Raw genomic sequence first — 15,577 nt, 5'->3', positions numbered from 1 at the left:
TCCCAGCCAATAATTTTATGTACCGATGCCTTTTATACGGTGGCCTTCAATTCCGAGCGCCAGCTGCGTTTCGGTTCCCAGCCAAGGACATCTCGCGCTTTCTGGATACTGAAGGCAGGGCTATCCGTGGTGAGTCCCGCTGCGACGTCCTCGAGCTCCGGATAAATCTCTGGGATCAGCTCTGCGAGCGGACGCGTTGCCATGGCATCCTTTGCACCAACGAAGAACACCGAGCCATTCTCTACGCGGTCAAACCGTTCAAGCAGTACCAGCAGGAAATCTGCCACGTCCCGCGCATCAACGTAATTGAATAGCGCAGGCGCTGACAAGCGAGGATCTTGTAGGCGCTCAGCAACAGTGTGTCCCTGCTGCGTTGGAGCGCCGGCCCACTCTTCCTCTGCGATCACATAGCAGGGCCTGAAGGAAGCGAACTTCACCGAACTTGCCGGTCCCATTTTCGCTGCGAACATGGCGGCAATCTGCTCGGCTACGAATTTGGAAAGCCCATAAGCATGCCATGGCTTGGGAACTTCGTTTTCATCAAGAGGCAGCTTCTCCGGCACCCATCCGCCCGGAGAACCATAGCCCATTATTGATGGGCTGGAGGCCAGCACGACCCTGGTAGCACCGGCCTCCACTGCCGCCGAGGTGACGTTATGGGCAATGGTCGCGTTCGTGTGCAGAAGCACCTCTTCCGGGGCCATGAAAGGAACAGCCATTGCCGCGAGGGACACCACCGCTTGCGGAGCAAGCTGCTCGAATAGCGCATGCGTAGCCTTCGCATCCATCAGATCGATGCAGTGATATTCCACGCCATCGAGAGGTTCTTCCGGAATCTGCCTGTCAAGAGAGATCACTTCATGCCCTGCGTGAGAAAACCCCGCGAGCACGGCACGGCCTAAACGCCCTGCTCCCCCGGTGATGACGACTTTTTCACCCATGGCTCCGTTTACACCTTGACCTTCGGTTGAAACGAAATGTCCACGCCCAGGCCAGCACTCCCGACGTCCACGAGCTGCCTGGTTTCCAGCGATTGATTTCCGCAAATCCCGACAGCAATGGCGCGCACACCGTCGATGAATCCGGCTTGCCGCGCATATCCATCCTCGTTGGCTCCGCGGAAGAGCTCTTCGAGCAGGAGCTTGTCGCCGCCACCATGCGATCCATTCGAGTTTTCGATCTGAATCTCCACTGCTTCTTCCCAATGCCGCTGCAAAAGCAATCTCTCGCCTTTCGACCTGGCATTGCCGCTCTGGCCATCATTGCTATATGAAGGATCCACCGGATGCCCGCCGGCCGCGGGCAGTACTGCTGCCCGTTCGACAACGTCCAGTTCCAGGCGTCCTTCCGTCCCGTTCACCGCAACCCGGTATCCTTCCCATGGGCTGTGCGCGTTCAGGGAATATGAAAGCACCGGTCCGTTTTGATACTCAGCAGTCAGGCTCAAATTGTCTTCGATGGTGATCTCGCCATTGAAGACTCCCTGGTCTCGGCGGTACCCATCAAAGTGTTCGTTCTCTAGATAGAGCTTTTCCAACCGCTCATCGCTGCGAAGATCCAAATCAAACGGATCCTTATCGCTTAGCCCGTGGGTACCGCGTTCGTTGGCTTGGCGGCCCCTGAACTCTGCGTTGTCGGGCCCGTAGAACTTCAGCCCTCCTGTTGCAAAGACCTTCTGCGGTGAATCGTCGAGCCACCAATTGACCAGATCGAAATGATGGCTGGACTTATGGATTAGCAAGCCGCCAGAGTTTTCCTTGAGTCGATGCCATCGGCGAAAGTAGTCTGCTCCGTGAACGGTATCCAGCATCCAGTTGAAGTCCACGGATGTGACTTGGCCGATTTTCCCATCGTCGATGGCCTTCTTCAGGGCTGTATTCCGAGGAGAATAACGGTAGTTAAACGTGACCACGATTTCATGGCCGCTTTCTTCCACCGCCCGAGCTATACGAGCGGTGCTCGGCGCATCAATTGTTAGTGGTTTCTCAACTATCACATCGGCGCCGGCATACAGAGCGGTGCAGATCAGCTCAGCATGCGTGTAGTCCGGGCTCGTGATGATTACCCGGTCAATGTGGCGTTCTCGAATGACTTTGGCCAAGTCTTGCGGGTCAAAGGACCCAACCTTCTCGCCGAAGGTCTGTTCAACTACGTCTTGGTAGTACTCGATTCGCCCCTGGTTGGTATCTGCCAATGCGACAAGTTCAGCGACGTCGCTATGTTCACCGAAGATAGCAGTCAGGTACATTTCGCATCGGTTCCCTGTGCCGATCAGTACGTAGCTGGTGCGTGATGAGCTTCCCATGCGGTTTCTCCTACGATAAGTTTCTGGCGCTTGTGTCTGGTATCGGTCGAGGCCACTGGCCTAGCGCTGTTGTCCTAGGCCAGTGGCATATTCCTGCTATTTGATACCAGTAGTTGCGATGCCCTTGACCAGGTATTTCTGCCCGAAGAGGAAGGCAAGGAATACAGGGACCAACGTGACGATCGACATTGCGAACAGTGCGCCCCAGTTGGATTCTCCGGTGGAGTCTATGAATGCGTTGAGCGCAACTTGCACGGTGTAATTACTCGGGTTGGTGAGGTAGATCAGTGAGGTAAAGAAGTCGCTCCAGGTCCAGATGAACGTGAAGATTGCCGTAGTTGCCAAGGCTGGAACCATAAGCGGCAGGATGATCTGCAGGAAGATCCGTGGATGGCCGGCGCCATCGATTCGGGCTGCTTCATCCATATCCTTAGGGATTCCTCGGATGAATTGGATCATCAGGAAGATGAAGAACCCGTCCGTGGCAAGCAGTTTCGGAACGATGATTGGCCAGAAGGTATTGACCCAGCCGATCTGAGAAAACATGATGTACTGCGGAACGATAATCACGTGGATCGGCAGCATGATGGTCATCAGCATCAGCGCGAACATAATCTTCTTGAACTTGAAGTCAAGCCTGGCAAATGCGTATGCCGCCATGGAGCAGGACACCAAGTTGCCAAGGATGCATCCCAAAACCAAAATCGCAGAGTTCATCAAGTACTTGCTGAAAGGTTCAGACAGCGCGTTCCAACCGCTGGGGTAGTTATTCCAGTCCACCTGGGAAATAACCAAACCGGCCTCGCGGAAGATCAGGTCGTTCGGGCGGAAGGAGCTAGCTACCATCCACAGCAATGGATAGATCATGACTCCGGCACCCAGGATCAGCAGCGCATGCTTTAGCAATGAGCGCATTGAAACCTTGAACTTCGGGCTCTTACCCTTTACGGTCTTGCCTCGTTCATCAGTACCGCCAACCGGCGGCTTTTTTCCGAGAAGTTCTTCCTCATCAAGCACGAGTTCTTGCGGTGACCCACCGCGTACTTGCGAATCTGGAAGTGAAGTTTGATTAGTCATCGTAAAACACCCAATACTTAGAAACGAAGAAGTTCACAGCGGTAAATGCACCAACTATGAGCACCAGGAGCCATGCCATGGCTGAGGCATAACCCATATCGAACTGTTTGAATCCTTGCTGGTACAGGTAGAGCGTGAAGAACATGGTGGAATCGGCAGGACCGCCCGATCCATTGGACACGATGAAAGCTTGAGTGAAGTTCTGGAAGGCCCCAATGATCTGCAGGACCAGGTTGAAGAAAATAATGGGGCTAATCATCGGCAACGTGATACTCAGGAACTGCCGCCATTTGCTCGCCCCATCAATGGAGGCTGCTTCGTAATACATCATGGGAACTTGACGCAGACCTGCAAGGAAGATCACCATCGGTGAGCCGAAGGTCCACACGTTGAGCAAGATCAGGCTTCCAAGTGACGTGTTTGGATCGGAGATCCATCCAATGCCTTGGATACCGACCAATTCCAAGAGCTGATTCACCAGGCCGGTGGTACCGAAAATCTGCTTCCACAGCACTGCGATTGCAACTGAGGAACCCAGCATGGAAGGCAGGTAGAAAATTGAGCGGTAAAAAGAGAGCCCGCGCATTCCCCGGTCAAGCAAGATTGCTACGGCGAGGGCCACTGCCAGCTGCAACGGAACACCGATCAAAACGTAGGTGAACGTGACCCGCAATGAATTATGCAGCCGCTGGTCGTCGAGCATCCGTTCAATGTTCTCAAATCCTGAAAAGGACGGAGCCTGCAAAAGGTTGTAGTCCGTAAACGCAAGATACAGCGACATGGCCATGGGCCCCAGGGTGATAAGGAATAACCCGATCGTCCACGGAATGAGGAAGATATGCGCTGCCTTGTTGTCCTTGGGAGGGACTTTGCGGCCATTGTTCTTGCTGAGGTTCTGCAGTTCGGCAATGGCGCTCATTGACCACTACCTCCTTTCGACGAAACGCGAAGGCAGCCCTTACGAATCGGGACCGACATGAGTGACTCCTTGCTAGAAGCGCTTGGTGAAGATGATTCGAAATCGACTTCAGGAATGCGCTTTCCAATCTCTATTCCTCAACGCTAAACTAAACACCAACGTGAGGTCAACCACACTGGCGAGATAGGTTTGAGGAATCGCCTCGGAGCCACCGCTGGACGCCATCACACGGTGCGAACAGTCGCTGGATGCGTCCATATGAAAATAGGAGATCAGTAAAATGTCGCAGGCCAAAGACGGTTTAAGTGACACTATCGTGTCAATAGAGCTCTATTGGATATCACTGCCTTTTGATGCCGCGCGGCGAAGCCAGGAAGATTCCAATGCGGAATCAATCGATGCTTTCAATGCATCATCACGCACGTTGACCCAGATGGAATCATTAATGGTGAAGGTGCAAACCGCGGATGGGTTCACCGGCTGGGGCGAAGCCTTCGGCCACAAATCCAATCCCGCGACATGGGCTGCCCTTGAACAGATCGTGGCCCCCTTTTTCTTAGGGCGTTCATCGGCCCTCGACGGGAGCATTGCCTCGGCCGAATATGCATTCCACGCCTTCGGGCGCACCGGACCCATTCACTTCGCACTATCCGCAGTGGACATCGCTCTTTGGGATATAGCGGCACGTCGTGCAGGACAGACGCTGCGGGAATTCATCAATATCGATGCCCGCCATGAAATCAATGCCTACGCGTCTTTGGTCCACTATGCCGAGGATCCGCAGGAGGTTGCTTTTCATCTTTCCAGGGCTTTGGAACACGGATTCAAGGCATTCAAAATCCATGAGTCCTCGATTCCAGCCATCAAGGCCGCACGGCAGGCCGTGGGCTCCCACCCGCTGATGGTCGATGTCAATTGCAAGTGGCATCATCCAGCCGAAGCCGGGTCGTCGATTGCTGCCATGGCGGACCTGGAGCTGCTGTGGATCGAAGAACCGATCTTCCCGCCAGATGATTCGCAATCACTAGCCGCCCTCAATGCTCGTTTCGGCAACGTCTCCGGTGGAGAAAACCATTCAGGGGTCCAGGGGCTGACCTCGGATATGGAACTCGGCGCCCTGCAGTTTGCCCAGCCTAGCGTCGGAAAGATTGGCGGACTCAGCGCCATGCTCAAAATTCGCGAGGCGGGTCAACGGCTTAATGTCCATGTGGTGCCACACTGCTTCTACTACGGTCCGGCCCTCCTGGCCACCGCGCAGCTGATCGCCGCAGACCAGGAAGTCCAGCTTGCCAACGGGTCACTCCGTCCGGAATTGGAAATCCCCTTCCTCGGTTGGGAAACCCAGCTCCACCCTTGGCATGCGCCGCATCAGGGGAAGCTCACTAACGAGGGTACGATCCGTCTGCCAACGGAAGCCGGGCTCGGTTTCACTCCGGATCCAGTCGTTCTTGAAAACCATGCCCTCAAGCATCTGGTCTTGACCACTGCGCCTTGCGAAGGGTAAATGATCCGGCAAGGCAATAGCCGCTTCAAGCATTGCGGACAGCCCGCGATTGCCTGGAGCCCCGCCGTCCAGACGGGAACCTGCCGTGGTTTCAAGCACCCGAGAGGCAGCTCCGGGCGCATTCGACCACAGAGAAGAAAGGGGCAGCAGGCCACCGAAGAAAACACTCGAAAAATCACTTGTGTAATAAGTTTCTTACTTATAGGATAAGTAATTAAATGAGCTTACCCCCACAGTGATCCCAACAGGAGATTCCCGCCATGACCTATACCCCCGACGCCATCCGCCACGTCAAGCTTTCAACGGCCCGGTTGCCGCTGGCCACACCGATCTCCGATGCGAAAGTTTTCACCGGTCGTCAGAAGCCAATGACCGAGGTGGTCTTCCTCTTCGCGGAGATCACCACGGAACAGGGCCATGAGGGTTTCGGGTTCTCCTACTCCAAGCGGGCTGGCGGTCCTGCACAGTACGCCCATGCCAAGGAAGTCGCACAAGCGATGATTGGCGAAGATCCAAGTGACATCGCCAAGTTGTACACCAAGCTCCTCTGGGCCGGCGCTTCGGTGGGCCGCTCTGGTGTGGCGACCCAGGCGTTGGCCGCACTTGATATCGCGCTCTACGACATGAAAGCCAAGCGCGCGGGGCTTCCGCTAGCCAAGTTCCTCGGCTCCCACCGCGATTCGGTGCGCACCTACAATACTTCCGGCGGCTTCTTGAACGCCAGCATCGAGGAGGTCAAGGATCGGGCTACCCAGTCCATCGAGGAAGGGATCGGCGGCATCAAGATCAAGGTCGGCCTGCCGGACAGCGCCGAAGACCTGCGCCGCGTTGCCGCAGTGCGCGAGCATATTGGCCCGGATTTCCCGCTCATGGTCGACGCCAACCAGCAATGGGACCGCGCTACCGCATTGCGCATGGGGCGCAGGCTCGAGGAGTTCAACCTCGTCTGGATCGAAGAACCGCTGGATGCCTACGATGCTGAAGGCCATGCGGCCCTGACCGCTGCCCTGGATACGCCAATAGCCACAGGAGAGATGCTTGCTTCGGTATCCGAGCACGAACGCCTGATTGCCGCACGCGCCTGCGACATCATCCAGCCTGACGCTCCCCGGGTCGGTGGCATCACCCAGTTCCAGAGACTGGCAACTTTCGCTGACCAGGCTGGGCTGGATCTGGCACCGCACTTCGCAATGGAAATCCACTTGCATCTGGCAGCAGCGTACCCACGCGAGCCTTGGGTGGAGCACTTCGACTGGCTCGACCCGCTGTTCAATGAGCACTTGGAAACCAAGGACGGCCGGATGATCGTTCCGAACAGGCCAGGGCTCGGCTTCACCCTGAGCGACCAGGCCCGCGCGTGGACCACCGAAACCGCGCAATTCGGCACCGCCTGAGTCCCCATGACTGGACCTTCGCGCCGGAACCGCCTGCCAGGCGGTTCCGGCGCTTATCCTTTAAGCATGCACAACGCCAAACCCAATCTGGCATCGGCCTTGGTCGGGCACCTGCGCGCGCAGATCAGCGGCGGGGCCATTCCTCCGGGACAGAAGCTGCCCAGCGAGAACGAGCTGATCGCCGAGCACGGGGTATCGCGCACCGTGGTCCGCGAGGCCATCACCCGGCTGCAGGCCGAAGGGCTGGTCTACACGCGGCGCGGCGCGGGCAGCTTCGCTTTGACTCCTCCACCGCCCGCCGAGCCTGCCGCTCAAGCACTGGTTCCGCGGACCGTCGAGGAACGCCGCCAGTTGATCGAGTACCGGGTGGGTTTCGAGACCGAGGCCGCCGCCGTCGCGGCCCGCTCCCGCACCGCGCAGGATTTGTCCGCAATGGACCAGGCCCTGCGGGGCTTCGAGGCCGCAGCGGGCAATGCGGCGGTGAGCATGAGCTGCGATTTCGAGTTCCACCTGGCCGTGGCCAGGGCTACCGGCAATCCCTACTTCGGCCAGGCTGTGGAGAATTTCGGTCCCTCCATGATCGCGATGCCGCGCGGCCGGCTGGATTCGGCCGACACGATCACCGCCGACCGGCTGGGTTCGGTGGCCGCAGAGCACCGCACCGTGCGTGATGCCATTGCCTCCGGCGACCCGCACATGGCGGCCGCGGCCATGCGCATGCATTTGGGCAACTCCATGCTGCGGCTGCAATCCGAAGCGGGGCTCGGCCCCGCGCTTTAGGGCCGGGACGCGGAAAAGACCTCCGGCTGGCCGTGGCAGCTGCCATCAGCTCCATGTCGCCGAGAGGTCTTTCCTTCAAAGTTCCGTACCGGGCCTAGGTGATCACCAGGTCCAGTGCGAAGACCCCGAGCAACCCGAGTACCGCCAACGTCGTGGTGTAGGTGGTGCGCACCGCGAGCGCCTGCCCGACATTGAGGTTGAAATACTCCTTGAACATCCAGAAGCCCGGGTCGTTCACGTGGCTGAAGGCGATCGAGCCGCAGGCGGTGGCCAGCACCATCAGCTCAGGCGACGCTCCGGTGGCCGCGACCAGCGGTGCAGCGATGCCGGCGGCGGTCGATACCGCCACCGTAGCTGATCCCAGCGCGATGCGCAGGATCACCGCAATGATCCAGGCGAGGAACAGCGGGCTGAGATTCCACCCCGCAGTGGTGTCCGCAATGTAGTCGGCAATGCCGGCGGAAACCAGCACCTGCTTGAAGGCGCCGCCGGCGCCGATGACCAGCAGGATCATGGCCATGGCCCGTGCGGCCTCGCTCATCGACTTGGCGACCTGCGCCATGGAACGGTTGTTCAGCGGGCCGAAGGCGGCAATCGCCACCAGCAGGGCGATCAGCAACGCAATTTCCGCAGAGCCCAGCAGCGCGAGCACATCGTCGGCCTCTTTGCTCAGCGTCACGGTCATGCGCAGGATTTCCGAACCGGCAATCAGCACGATGGGCAGCAGCGCCACCAGGAAGGACAAGGCGCCCGAGGGCAGCTCGTCGTCGGCGAAGTCCTTTTCCGCGAGCAGCCCCGAGGGCATCTGCGGGTTCATCTGCCGCACGAAGGACAGCCGCGGCCAGGCCATCGCAATGGCCACACCGGCCGGAATGGCAATGAGCAGGCCGTAGGCCAGCGTCAATCCGACCGATGCGTTGTACAGCCCGGCCACTGCGGTCGGACCCGGGTGCGGGGGCAGGAAGGAATGCATGGTGGACAGCGAGATGGACATGGGCAGGCCCACCCACAGCAGGTTGACCTTGGTGGCGCGCACCAGGGTGAAGGCGACCGGCACCAGGATCACGAACGCGACCTCGTAGAACATGGTCACGCCGATCAGCATCGCGGAAATGATCATGGCCCACTGCACGCCACGCTCGCCGAAGACCGAGAGGATCTTGCGGGCAATGCGCTGCGCCGCCCCGGCGTCGCCCATGACGCGGCCAATCATGGCGCCTAGGCCGATGACGACGGCGGTGCTTCCCAGCTGCCCGCCCAGGCCCTCGGTGATGATCTCCGGGATGTCAGCGACGCCCGCGGGCTCGCCGTCCACGCTCAGCGATCCGGTGGCGACGGCCCAGAAGGCCACGAGGGTGGCGACGAGGATCAGGGCGATGAATCCGTTGAGCTTGAACCTCATCATGAGGATCAGCAGCACGACTACCGCCAGCGCTACGACAAGCAGGGGCATAAAGGGGCTCCGATCTGGGGAATACTTTGGAAAGGGTGGAATCTCGGCATCGCGGGTGGCGGCGGGGGCTTGGGTTTACGTGAGCTGCCGCATATCGCCATGTGCCTGTAGTCACGTTAGTAAGCCGGGATCGCTCCCGTCCAAGACTCGATCCGCATGTTTTGATACCCAGCCGGCATCGCGTTGCGTGCCCGGGTGGCGGCCATCCCCGCGATCCCGCGACATTCCGGCACTCCGCGCCCGGTAGCGCATTCGGCTCGGCGTTTCGGCACTCCCCGGGAACCGTGCATTGAGTGACGAGCCTCACAGTAGTTGACGCGCTGCAACCATTGAGGAGCCACCGGACCGTGGACGCGCAAAGGCCGCGGAAGGCTTCCGTTGAAGCCTTCCGCGGCCCTTGGCAGCGGTGCGGTAGCGGGTCAGCCGGCCTTGACGGCCAGCACCGGATGCTGCGCCTGCAGCAGGATTCGCTGGGCGTGCGAGCCCATGATGAACTTGCCCACCTGGCTGCGCTGGCGCAGCCCGATGACGATCAAGGACACCTCGTGCTTCTCGGCCAGCCCGAGGAACTCCTCGGTCAGGTCATCACGGTAGCTGGACTCCACGATGCGAGCCTCGACTCCCGCCGCGGCGGCAGCTAGCAGTACGCGTTCCAGGTCCTCGGGCGAAGCGGTGTGCTTGTCCACCAGCGACCCCTCGCGCGAGGAGTTCACGATCAGCAACGGTTCGGCGCGCAGCTTCGCCTCGATGATGGCCGCGTCGACGGCGGCCTGCCCTACTGGGGTGGGGACGTATCCCACGATGATGCTCATGCGTTTTCCTTTTCCTTTACGGCCTGCACGGCCACCAAGCGGTTCTTGCGCTGATCGATGGCGGACTTGATCATCGGCCACACGGCCACGAACACGAACACCACCAGCAGCGTTGCGGAGATGGGTCGGGACAGGAAGCCCGAGGGGTCGCCTTCCAGCACCAGCAGGGATCGGCGCAGGTTGGATTCCAGCAGGCTGCCCAGCACGAACGCCAGCACCAGCGGGCCGGGCTCGAAACCGAATTTCTTCATCAGGTAGCCCACGGCGCCGAACATGACCACCAGCATCACGTCGAACATGGAGTTGCGGATGGTGTACGCGCCCAGCAGGGTAATCAACGCGGTAATCGGCGCCAGGATCGCGGCGCGGATGCGCAGGATCCGCACAAATACCCCGATCAGCGGGATCGACATGATCAGCAGCAGGATGTTGCCGATATACATCGAGTTCACCACGCCCCAGAACAATTCCGGGTCATTGGAGATCAGCTGCGGGCCGGGGGTGACCCCCTGGATCAGCAACGCCCCGAAGATGATCGCCATCGTCGCATTCGCAGGAATGCCCAGAGTCAGCAACGGGATGAACGAGCTGGTCGCCGCCGCATTGTTCGCGGTTTCCGGTCCGGCGACACCCTCGATCGCCCCCTTGCCGAAGCGCGTAGGGTCCTTGGCGGTCTTCTTCTCCAGCGCGTAGGAGGCCAGCGAGGAGATCGTCGCGCCGCCGCCGGGCAAGATGCCCAGGAAGAAGCCGAGCACCGACCCGCGGCCGATCGCCCCGGAGGCCTGCTTCAGGTCCTGGCGCCGCGGCCACACGTTGGCCACCTTCAGCGGGGCGGACACGGCCCGGTGCCGCTCCTCCAGGTTGTAGAGGATCTCGCCCACGCCGAACAGGCCCATGGCGATCGGCACGAAGTCGATCCCGTCGGCCAGCGACAGGTTGCCGAAGGTGAAGCGCTCGGCCCCGGTGAAGCCATCGCGACCCACCGTGGCCAGGAACAGGCCCAACGCCGCGGCGATGATCGCCTTGATCTTGGAGCCTCCGGAGATGGTGGCCACCAGCAAGATGCCCAGCAGCGCCAGCGCCGTGTACTCCGGCGGGCCGAAGTCCAGCGCGAAACTGGCCACCAGCGGAGCCAGGAAGGTCAGACCCACAATGGCGATCGTGCCGCCAATAAACGAGCCGATGGCGGCAATGCCCAGTGCGGTGCCGGCCCGGCCCTGCTTGGCCATGACATAGCCGTCGAAGACCGTCACCACCGAGCTGGCCTCGCCGGGAAGGCGCAGCAGCACCGAGGTGATCGTGCCGCCGTACTGGGCACCGTAGAAGATGCCGGCCAGCATGATGATGGCGGTCACCGGCTCGACACCGTAGGTCAACGGCAGCAGGATCGCGATCGTGGCCGCCGGGCCCAGGCCCGGCAGCACGCCGATCAGCATGCCAATGACAACGCCGAGCAGGCAATACAAGAGGTTTGTGGGGTCCAGGACGGTGCCGAAGCCGTCCAGGACTGGTCCGAAGAAGTCCATGGGAGTCAACCTTTAATTGCGACTTAGAACAGTCGGGGAATCGTGGTGCCGAGCGCGGCAATGAAGATGGCGTAGAAGGCCACGACCACCAGCACCGAATACAAGGCGGCAGAGCGCCAGCGCTCACCGCCCAGCCAGCGCATCCACACGAAGCACAGCAGCAGCGCGGGAATCTCGAAGCCGATCAGCGGCATGAGCACCACCATCAGGATCAGGGTGGCGAAACCAATGACGGTGTACCAGCTCATGGCACTGAACTTCTCCCCGTCCTGCCCGCCGCGCCTGCCCACGATGAGCTGCACCACGGCCATGACGGCGGCAATCAGCGTGACGATGAAGGGCCACATCCCGGCGCTGGGCGCCGCGGGGGTGCCCAGCCCCAGGCCAACGGACAGCGCCATGCCGGCGCAGCCCAGCGCGAGCACCACCAGGCTGGAGGCAAGGTTCGCCACCGGTCCGGCCGGTTCCGGGGCCTCGGCTTCCCACTGGGCGGCGAGTTCCTCCGGGGTCAGCGCCTCGGGCGACGAATCGTCCTCGGGCTGCACCGGGCCGGATTTCGCGCGGGGCGCGCCGGGCACCGGCGGGCGTTCAACGTGTTTGGCTTGCATGATGTCCTCCTGTGCTTGAAGTGTTCCGGATCAGCTGGCTGCCGGGAGGCTACTTGCCGGCCAGCGAGATGTCGTACTCATCGGTCAGTTCCTTGTACTTCGCGGCCAGCTCATTCCATTCGGCGGTGACTTCCTCGCCGGAAATCTCGTTCGGAGTCAGCATGTTCTTCTCGTTGAACGAGGTGTAGGTGTCCGTGGCTACCGCGTCCTTGATGGAGGCCACCAGCTTCTGCTTGGCGTCATCGCTCAGGCCCTTCGGGGCTGCGATGGCGCGGTACTGGGAGACCGGGACTTCATAGCCTGCCTCGATGGCGGTGGGCACATCGGGAAGGAACTCATTGCGCTCGGAGGAGAAGACCACGATCGGGGTGACGGTGCCGGCGTCGATCTGCGGCTTGGCTTCGCCCAGCTGCACTGTGGAGACCTGTACCTGGTCGCCCATGACGGCGGTCAGTGCCGGGGAACCCGAGTCGAATGGTACTGTGGTGCCTTCGATGCCCGCCTGGGCCAGGATCAGTTCCTGGGCCAGCTGCGAGCCGGTGCCCACGCCGGTAGTGCCGAAGGACAGCTTCTTGCCGCTGTTCTTGATGTCATCGAAGTTCTCCATCCCCGACTTGGTGCTGGCTACCATGACGTAGTCATCCTGACTCAGTCCCATGAGGACATCGAGGTCATCGAGCGAAACCGCCTCGTCCGCGGATACCGCCAGCGGGGTAATGGTGATCAACGAGGCGTTGAGCAGCACGAGGTTCTGCCCGTCCGGGGCCATGGCCGCCACTTCTTCGGTGGCCAGCGCGCCGTTGGCGCCCGGCTTGTTCACCACGGGCAGGGCCACGCCCAGGGAATCCGCCATGCCGTCCGCCGCGGCGCGCGCGATCAGGTCGGTGGAGCCGCCAGGCGCCTGGCCGACGGTCAGGGTGATGGGGCCGCTGGGGAATTCGGCGGAGGCCGAGCCCCCGCCGACGTTGCCGCCGCAGGCGGAAAGCGCTAGTACCGCGCCAGTGGCCGAGAGGGCGAGCAGCGAGCGGCGAGTCAAGCGATTTTTCATGGGAAGTTCTCCTGTGGTGTCGAGTGTGGGACCCCGGCCGAGGCCTCGAGTGAGACAGCTCACCTTGCTGGTCTTGGAGTCAAGCGTAGAAACTTGAAGTGATGCATGTCCAAGGTTGAATGTGCATAGAATGATTCCAGAAAGGTATCAAATGTTTACTCTGGACCAAGCACGCAGTTTCGTTGCCGTTGCCGAGGAATTGCACTTCGGCCGTGCCGCCGAGCGGCTGAACATGACTCAGCCGCCGCTGAGCCGGCAGATCCAGAAACTCGAGCGCACGGTCGGCGTGGAACTGCTCGAGCGCGACAACCGCCGCGTGGCCCTCACCGCGGCGGGCCATGCTTTCCTCCAGGATGCCCGCCGGCTGGTCGTGGCCGCCGAGCGTGCCCCGGACAATGCCCGCCGCATCGCCGCCGGCCAGCTGGGCGAGCTGCGCATCGGCTTCACCGCGGCCTCGGGCTTCAGCCTGCTCGGCCCGCTGCTGGGAGAAATCTCCGCGCAGATGCCGCAGGTGCACCTGGAGCTGTCGGAAATGGTGACCGGCGAGCAGGTCGACGCCCTGCTGGACGGCGACATCGATCTGGGCTTAGCCCGCCCGCCCTTCGACGAGAAGCTCTTCGAATCCGCACTGCTATTAACCGAGGGGCTCTACGTGGCAGTGCCCTCCGGCCACCGGCTGGCCCGGCTGCAGCGGGAGGTATTGTTCGATGACCTGCGCAACGAACCGCTGATCATGCACTCCCCCACCAAGGCCCGCTACTTCTACGACCTGGTGGTGCGCCGCGTCGACATCGAGCACAAGAACGTGCGCCATACCGTCAGCCAGGTGCTGACCATGCTCGCGCTGGTCTCCGCCGGGCGCGGTATTGCTTTCGTCCCGGAGAGTGCCAAGCTGCTGGGCGTGGGCGGGGTCAGCTACCTGCGGCTTGGCGAGGTTACCGACGATCCGGTGCAGCTGCACGCCATCTGGAGCAAGTCCTCGCGCAATCCGGCGCTGGAACGGGTGGTCTCGATCGTGCGCCACGCGCTGCACGCTGAATGATGCACAGTAGGTATCAAACAATACAAATATGGGCTTGGACAGGCATCATAGAGGGTTCCTAGGCTGAGGGTAATACCAATGCACCGCCCCCAGCTTTCCCGCCTCGCCTGAGGTGGGAACCAGTCAAAGGAACAAACCATGGCCCAGTACACCCCCGCCGAACTTGCCTCCAAGCTCAAGGACGGGTTGCTCTCCTTCCCGGTCACCGCATTCGACGCGAACCTGGAAATCGACGAGGCCGCGTACCGCAACCACCTGGCCTGGCAGTCCAGCTTCGATGTCGCGGGACTGTTCGCCGCCGGAGGCACCGGCGAAGGCTTCACGCTGACCCCGGCAGAGGCCTCGCGTGTGGTCCGCATGGCAGTGGAAGAAGCCGGCTCCAAGGTTCCGGTGCTGGCCTCGGCCGGCGGTTCGACCAAGCAGGCCATCCAGAATGCGCAAGACGCCGAGGCCGCAGGGGCCGAGGGCCTGCTGCTGCTGCCACCGTACCTGACCGAATGCGACCAGGAAGGGCTCTACCAGCACGCGTCGGCCATCTGCGCATCGACGACGACCGGCGTAATCGTCTACAACCGCGCCAACGCGATCTATTCGGCGGACACCGTGGCCCGGCTGGCCGATAACCACGAGAACTTCATCGGCTTCAAGGACGCGCTGGGCGACATCGAGCACCTGACCAAGGTGTACGCCAAGAACGGCGACCGCCTGTTCTACCTGGGCGGGCTGCCTACCGCGGAGACCTTCGCGCTGCCGCTGCTGCAGCTGGGCATGAGCACCTACTCCTCGGCCATGTACAACTTCGTTCCGGAATTCGCGCTGGACTTCTACAAGGATGTGCGCGCCCAGGACCTGAAGGCGGTCAACGAGAAGCTGAACCGCTTCGTGCTGCCGTACCTGGAAATCCGCGACCGCGTCAAGGGTTACGGCGTATCCATCGTCAAGGGCGGGCTGAAGGCCATCGGCCGCGACTCCGGCTCGGTGCGCCCGCCGCTGCAGGATCTGACCGAGCAGGACCTGGCGGACCTGTCCGCGCTGATCCAGCAGGCAGGCATCGTTCCCGCCGGCGCGAGCCTCTGACCAGCACTGGCACTTTACGACACACCAATCAG

At 61.1% G+C, this 15,577-nt stretch carries 14 protein-coding genes; 5 read left to right on the top strand and 9 right to left on the bottom strand.

Features of this window, described 5'->3' with window-relative positions; genetic code table 11:
• Positions 1–32 precede the first annotated feature (32 nt).
• The 4 genes from ACIOU9_RS11105 to ACIOU9_RS11090 all read right to left on the bottom strand — a co-directional run bounded on the left by ACIOU9_RS11105 (position 33) and on the right by ACIOU9_RS11090 (position 4,301).
• Positions 33–941 carry an NAD(P)-dependent oxidoreductase gene (locus ACIOU9_RS11105; RefSeq protein ID WP_105656293.1) on the bottom strand — a complete coding sequence of 303 codons (909 nt, stop codon included), beginning with the start codon at positions 939–941 and terminating at the stop codon, positions 33–35.
• A gap of 8 nt (positions 942–949) precedes the next feature.
• A complete protein-coding gene (locus ACIOU9_RS11100) occupies positions 950–2,305 on the bottom strand; it encodes a Gfo/Idh/MocA family protein (RefSeq protein ID WP_105656292.1) in 1,356 nt (451 codons plus the stop codon).
• 96 nt (positions 2,306–2,401) lie between these two features.
• Positions 2,402–3,382 (bottom strand): carbohydrate ABC transporter permease, encoded by a 981-nt coding sequence (locus tag ACIOU9_RS11095; RefSeq protein ID WP_286134060.1) that lies wholly within the window; start codon positions 3,380–3,382, stop codon positions 2,402–2,404.
• The gene (locus ACIOU9_RS11090; RefSeq protein WP_105656291.1) at positions 3,375–4,301 is read right to left on the bottom strand and encodes a carbohydrate ABC transporter permease; all 927 of its coding nucleotides are present in this window, start codon (positions 4,299–4,301) and stop codon (positions 3,375–3,377) included. The genes ACIOU9_RS11095 and ACIOU9_RS11090 overlap by 8 nt, the downstream gene beginning before the upstream one ends.
• Positions 4,302–4,581: 280 nt before the next feature.
• On the opposite strand from ACIOU9_RS11090, the gene ACIOU9_RS11085 reads away from it, so the two are divergent.
• The 3 genes from ACIOU9_RS11085 to ACIOU9_RS11075 all read left to right on the top strand — a co-directional run bounded on the left by ACIOU9_RS11085 (position 4,582) and on the right by ACIOU9_RS11075 (position 7,979).
• A complete protein-coding gene (locus ACIOU9_RS11085) occupies positions 4,582–5,805 on the top strand; it encodes a mandelate racemase/muconate lactonizing enzyme family protein (protein WP_105656290.1) in 1,224 nt (407 codons plus the stop codon).
• Between the two features lie 260 nt (positions 5,806–6,065).
• Positions 6,066–7,199 carry a mandelate racemase/muconate lactonizing enzyme family protein gene (locus ACIOU9_RS11080; RefSeq protein WP_105656289.1) on the top strand — a complete coding sequence of 378 codons (1,134 nt, stop codon included), beginning with the start codon at positions 6,066–6,068 and terminating at the stop codon, positions 7,197–7,199.
• A 66-nt stretch (positions 7,200–7,265) separates the two neighbouring features.
• A complete protein-coding gene (locus ACIOU9_RS11075) occupies positions 7,266–7,979 on the top strand; it encodes a FadR/GntR family transcriptional regulator (protein ID WP_133834028.1) in 714 nt (237 codons plus the stop codon).
• 94 nt (positions 7,980–8,073) lie between these two features.
• Here the strand turns inward: ACIOU9_RS11075 and ACIOU9_RS11070 are convergent, their stop codons facing one another.
• The 5 genes from ACIOU9_RS11070 to ACIOU9_RS11050 all read right to left on the bottom strand — a co-directional run bounded on the left by ACIOU9_RS11070 (position 8,074) and on the right by ACIOU9_RS11050 (position 13,426).
• Complete coding sequence (locus ACIOU9_RS11070) at positions 8,074–9,432, bottom strand: gluconate:H+ symporter (RefSeq protein WP_332730670.1); 1,359 nt, start codon at positions 9,430–9,432, stop codon at positions 8,074–8,076.
• Positions 9,433–9,851: 419 nt separating this feature from the next.
• Positions 9,852–10,244 (bottom strand): universal stress protein, encoded by a 393-nt coding sequence (locus ACIOU9_RS11065; RefSeq protein ID WP_105656286.1) that lies wholly within the window; start codon positions 10,242–10,244, stop codon positions 9,852–9,854.
• On the bottom strand, positions 10,241–11,770 hold the full coding sequence (locus ACIOU9_RS11060; RefSeq protein WP_105656285.1) for a tripartite tricarboxylate transporter permease: 1,530 nt from the start codon (positions 11,768–11,770) through the stop codon (positions 10,241–10,243). Before ACIOU9_RS11060 ends, ACIOU9_RS11065 begins: the two co-directional genes overlap by 4 nt.
• 23 nt (positions 11,771–11,793) lie before the next feature.
• Positions 11,794–12,378 carry a tripartite tricarboxylate transporter TctB family protein gene (locus ACIOU9_RS11055; protein WP_133834029.1) on the bottom strand — a complete coding sequence of 195 codons (585 nt, stop codon included), beginning with the start codon at positions 12,376–12,378 and terminating at the stop codon, positions 11,794–11,796.
• A 49-nt stretch (positions 12,379–12,427) separates the two neighbouring features.
• Complete coding sequence (locus ACIOU9_RS11050) at positions 12,428–13,426, bottom strand: tripartite tricarboxylate transporter substrate binding protein (protein ID WP_105661987.1); 999 nt, start codon at positions 13,424–13,426, stop codon at positions 12,428–12,430.
• Between the two features lie 151 nt (positions 13,427–13,577).
• Here ACIOU9_RS11050 and ACIOU9_RS11045 point away from each other — a divergent pair, with 151 nt between their 5' ends.
• Positions 13,578–14,468 carry a LysR family transcriptional regulator gene (locus ACIOU9_RS11045; protein WP_105656282.1) on the top strand — a complete coding sequence of 297 codons (891 nt, stop codon included), beginning with the start codon at positions 13,578–13,580 and terminating at the stop codon, positions 14,466–14,468.
• Positions 14,469–14,606: 138 nt separating this feature from the next.
• The gene (gene kdgD, locus ACIOU9_RS11040; RefSeq protein ID WP_105656281.1) at positions 14,607–15,545 is read left to right on the top strand and encodes a 5-dehydro-4-deoxyglucarate dehydratase; all 939 of its coding nucleotides are present in this window, start codon (positions 14,607–14,609) and stop codon (positions 15,543–15,545) included.
• The last annotated feature ends 32 nt before the right edge of the window (positions 15,546–15,577 follow it).

The sequence above is a fragment of the Glutamicibacter sp. NPDC087583 genome (assembly GCF_044743685.1).
GTDB lineage: Bacteria > Actinomycetota > Actinomycetes > Actinomycetales > Micrococcaceae > Glutamicibacter.
This window is presented reverse-complemented; position numbering and strand designations above follow the sequence as displayed.

Bases quoted from the DNA above. Each gene is read 5' to 3' on its own strand.
- ACIOU9_RS11085 (WP_105656290.1), top strand. From the start codon at position 4,582: ATGTCGCAGGCCAAAGACGGTTTAAGTGACACTATCGTGTCAATAGAG.
- kdgD (WP_105656281.1), top strand. From the start codon at position 14,607: ATGGCCCAGTACACCCCCGCCGAACTTGCCTCCAAGCTCAAGGACGGG.
- ACIOU9_RS11080 (WP_105656289.1), top strand. From the start codon at position 6,066: ATGACCTATACCCCCGACGCCATCCGCCACGTCAAGCTTTCAACGGCC.
- ACIOU9_RS11070 (WP_332730670.1), bottom strand. From the start codon at position 9,432: ATGCCCCTGCTTGTCGTAGCGCTGGCGGTAGTCGTGCTGCTGATCCTC.
- ACIOU9_RS11100 (WP_105656292.1), bottom strand. From the start codon at position 2,305: ATGGGAAGCTCATCACGCACCAGCTACGTACTGATCGGCACAGGGAAC.
- ACIOU9_RS11050 (WP_105661987.1), bottom strand. From the start codon at position 13,426: ATGAAAAATCGCTTGACTCGCCGCTCGCTGCTCGCCCTCTCGGCCACT.
- ACIOU9_RS11095 (WP_286134060.1), bottom strand. From the start codon at position 3,382: ATGACTAATCAAACTTCACTTCCAGATTCGCAAGTACGCGGTGGGTCA.
- ACIOU9_RS11045 (WP_105656282.1), top strand. From the start codon at position 13,578: ATGTTTACTCTGGACCAAGCACGCAGTTTCGTTGCCGTTGCCGAGGAA.
- ACIOU9_RS11105 (WP_105656293.1), bottom strand. From the start codon at position 941: ATGGGTGAAAAAGTCGTCATCACCGGGGGAGCAGGGCGTTTAGGCCGT.
- ACIOU9_RS11065 (WP_105656286.1), bottom strand. From the start codon at position 10,244: ATGAGCATCATCGTGGGATACGTCCCCACCCCAGTAGGGCAGGCCGCC.
- ACIOU9_RS11075 (WP_133834028.1), top strand. From the start codon at position 7,266: ATGCACAACGCCAAACCCAATCTGGCATCGGCCTTGGTCGGGCACCTG.
- ACIOU9_RS11090 (WP_105656291.1), bottom strand. From the start codon at position 4,301: ATGAGCGCCATTGCCGAACTGCAGAACCTCAGCAAGAACAATGGCCGC.
- ACIOU9_RS11060 (WP_105656285.1), bottom strand. From the start codon at position 11,770: ATGGACTTCTTCGGACCAGTCCTGGACGGCTTCGGCACCGTCCTGGAC.
- ACIOU9_RS11055 (WP_133834029.1), bottom strand. From the start codon at position 12,378: ATGCAAGCCAAACACGTTGAACGCCCGCCGGTGCCCGGCGCGCCCCGC.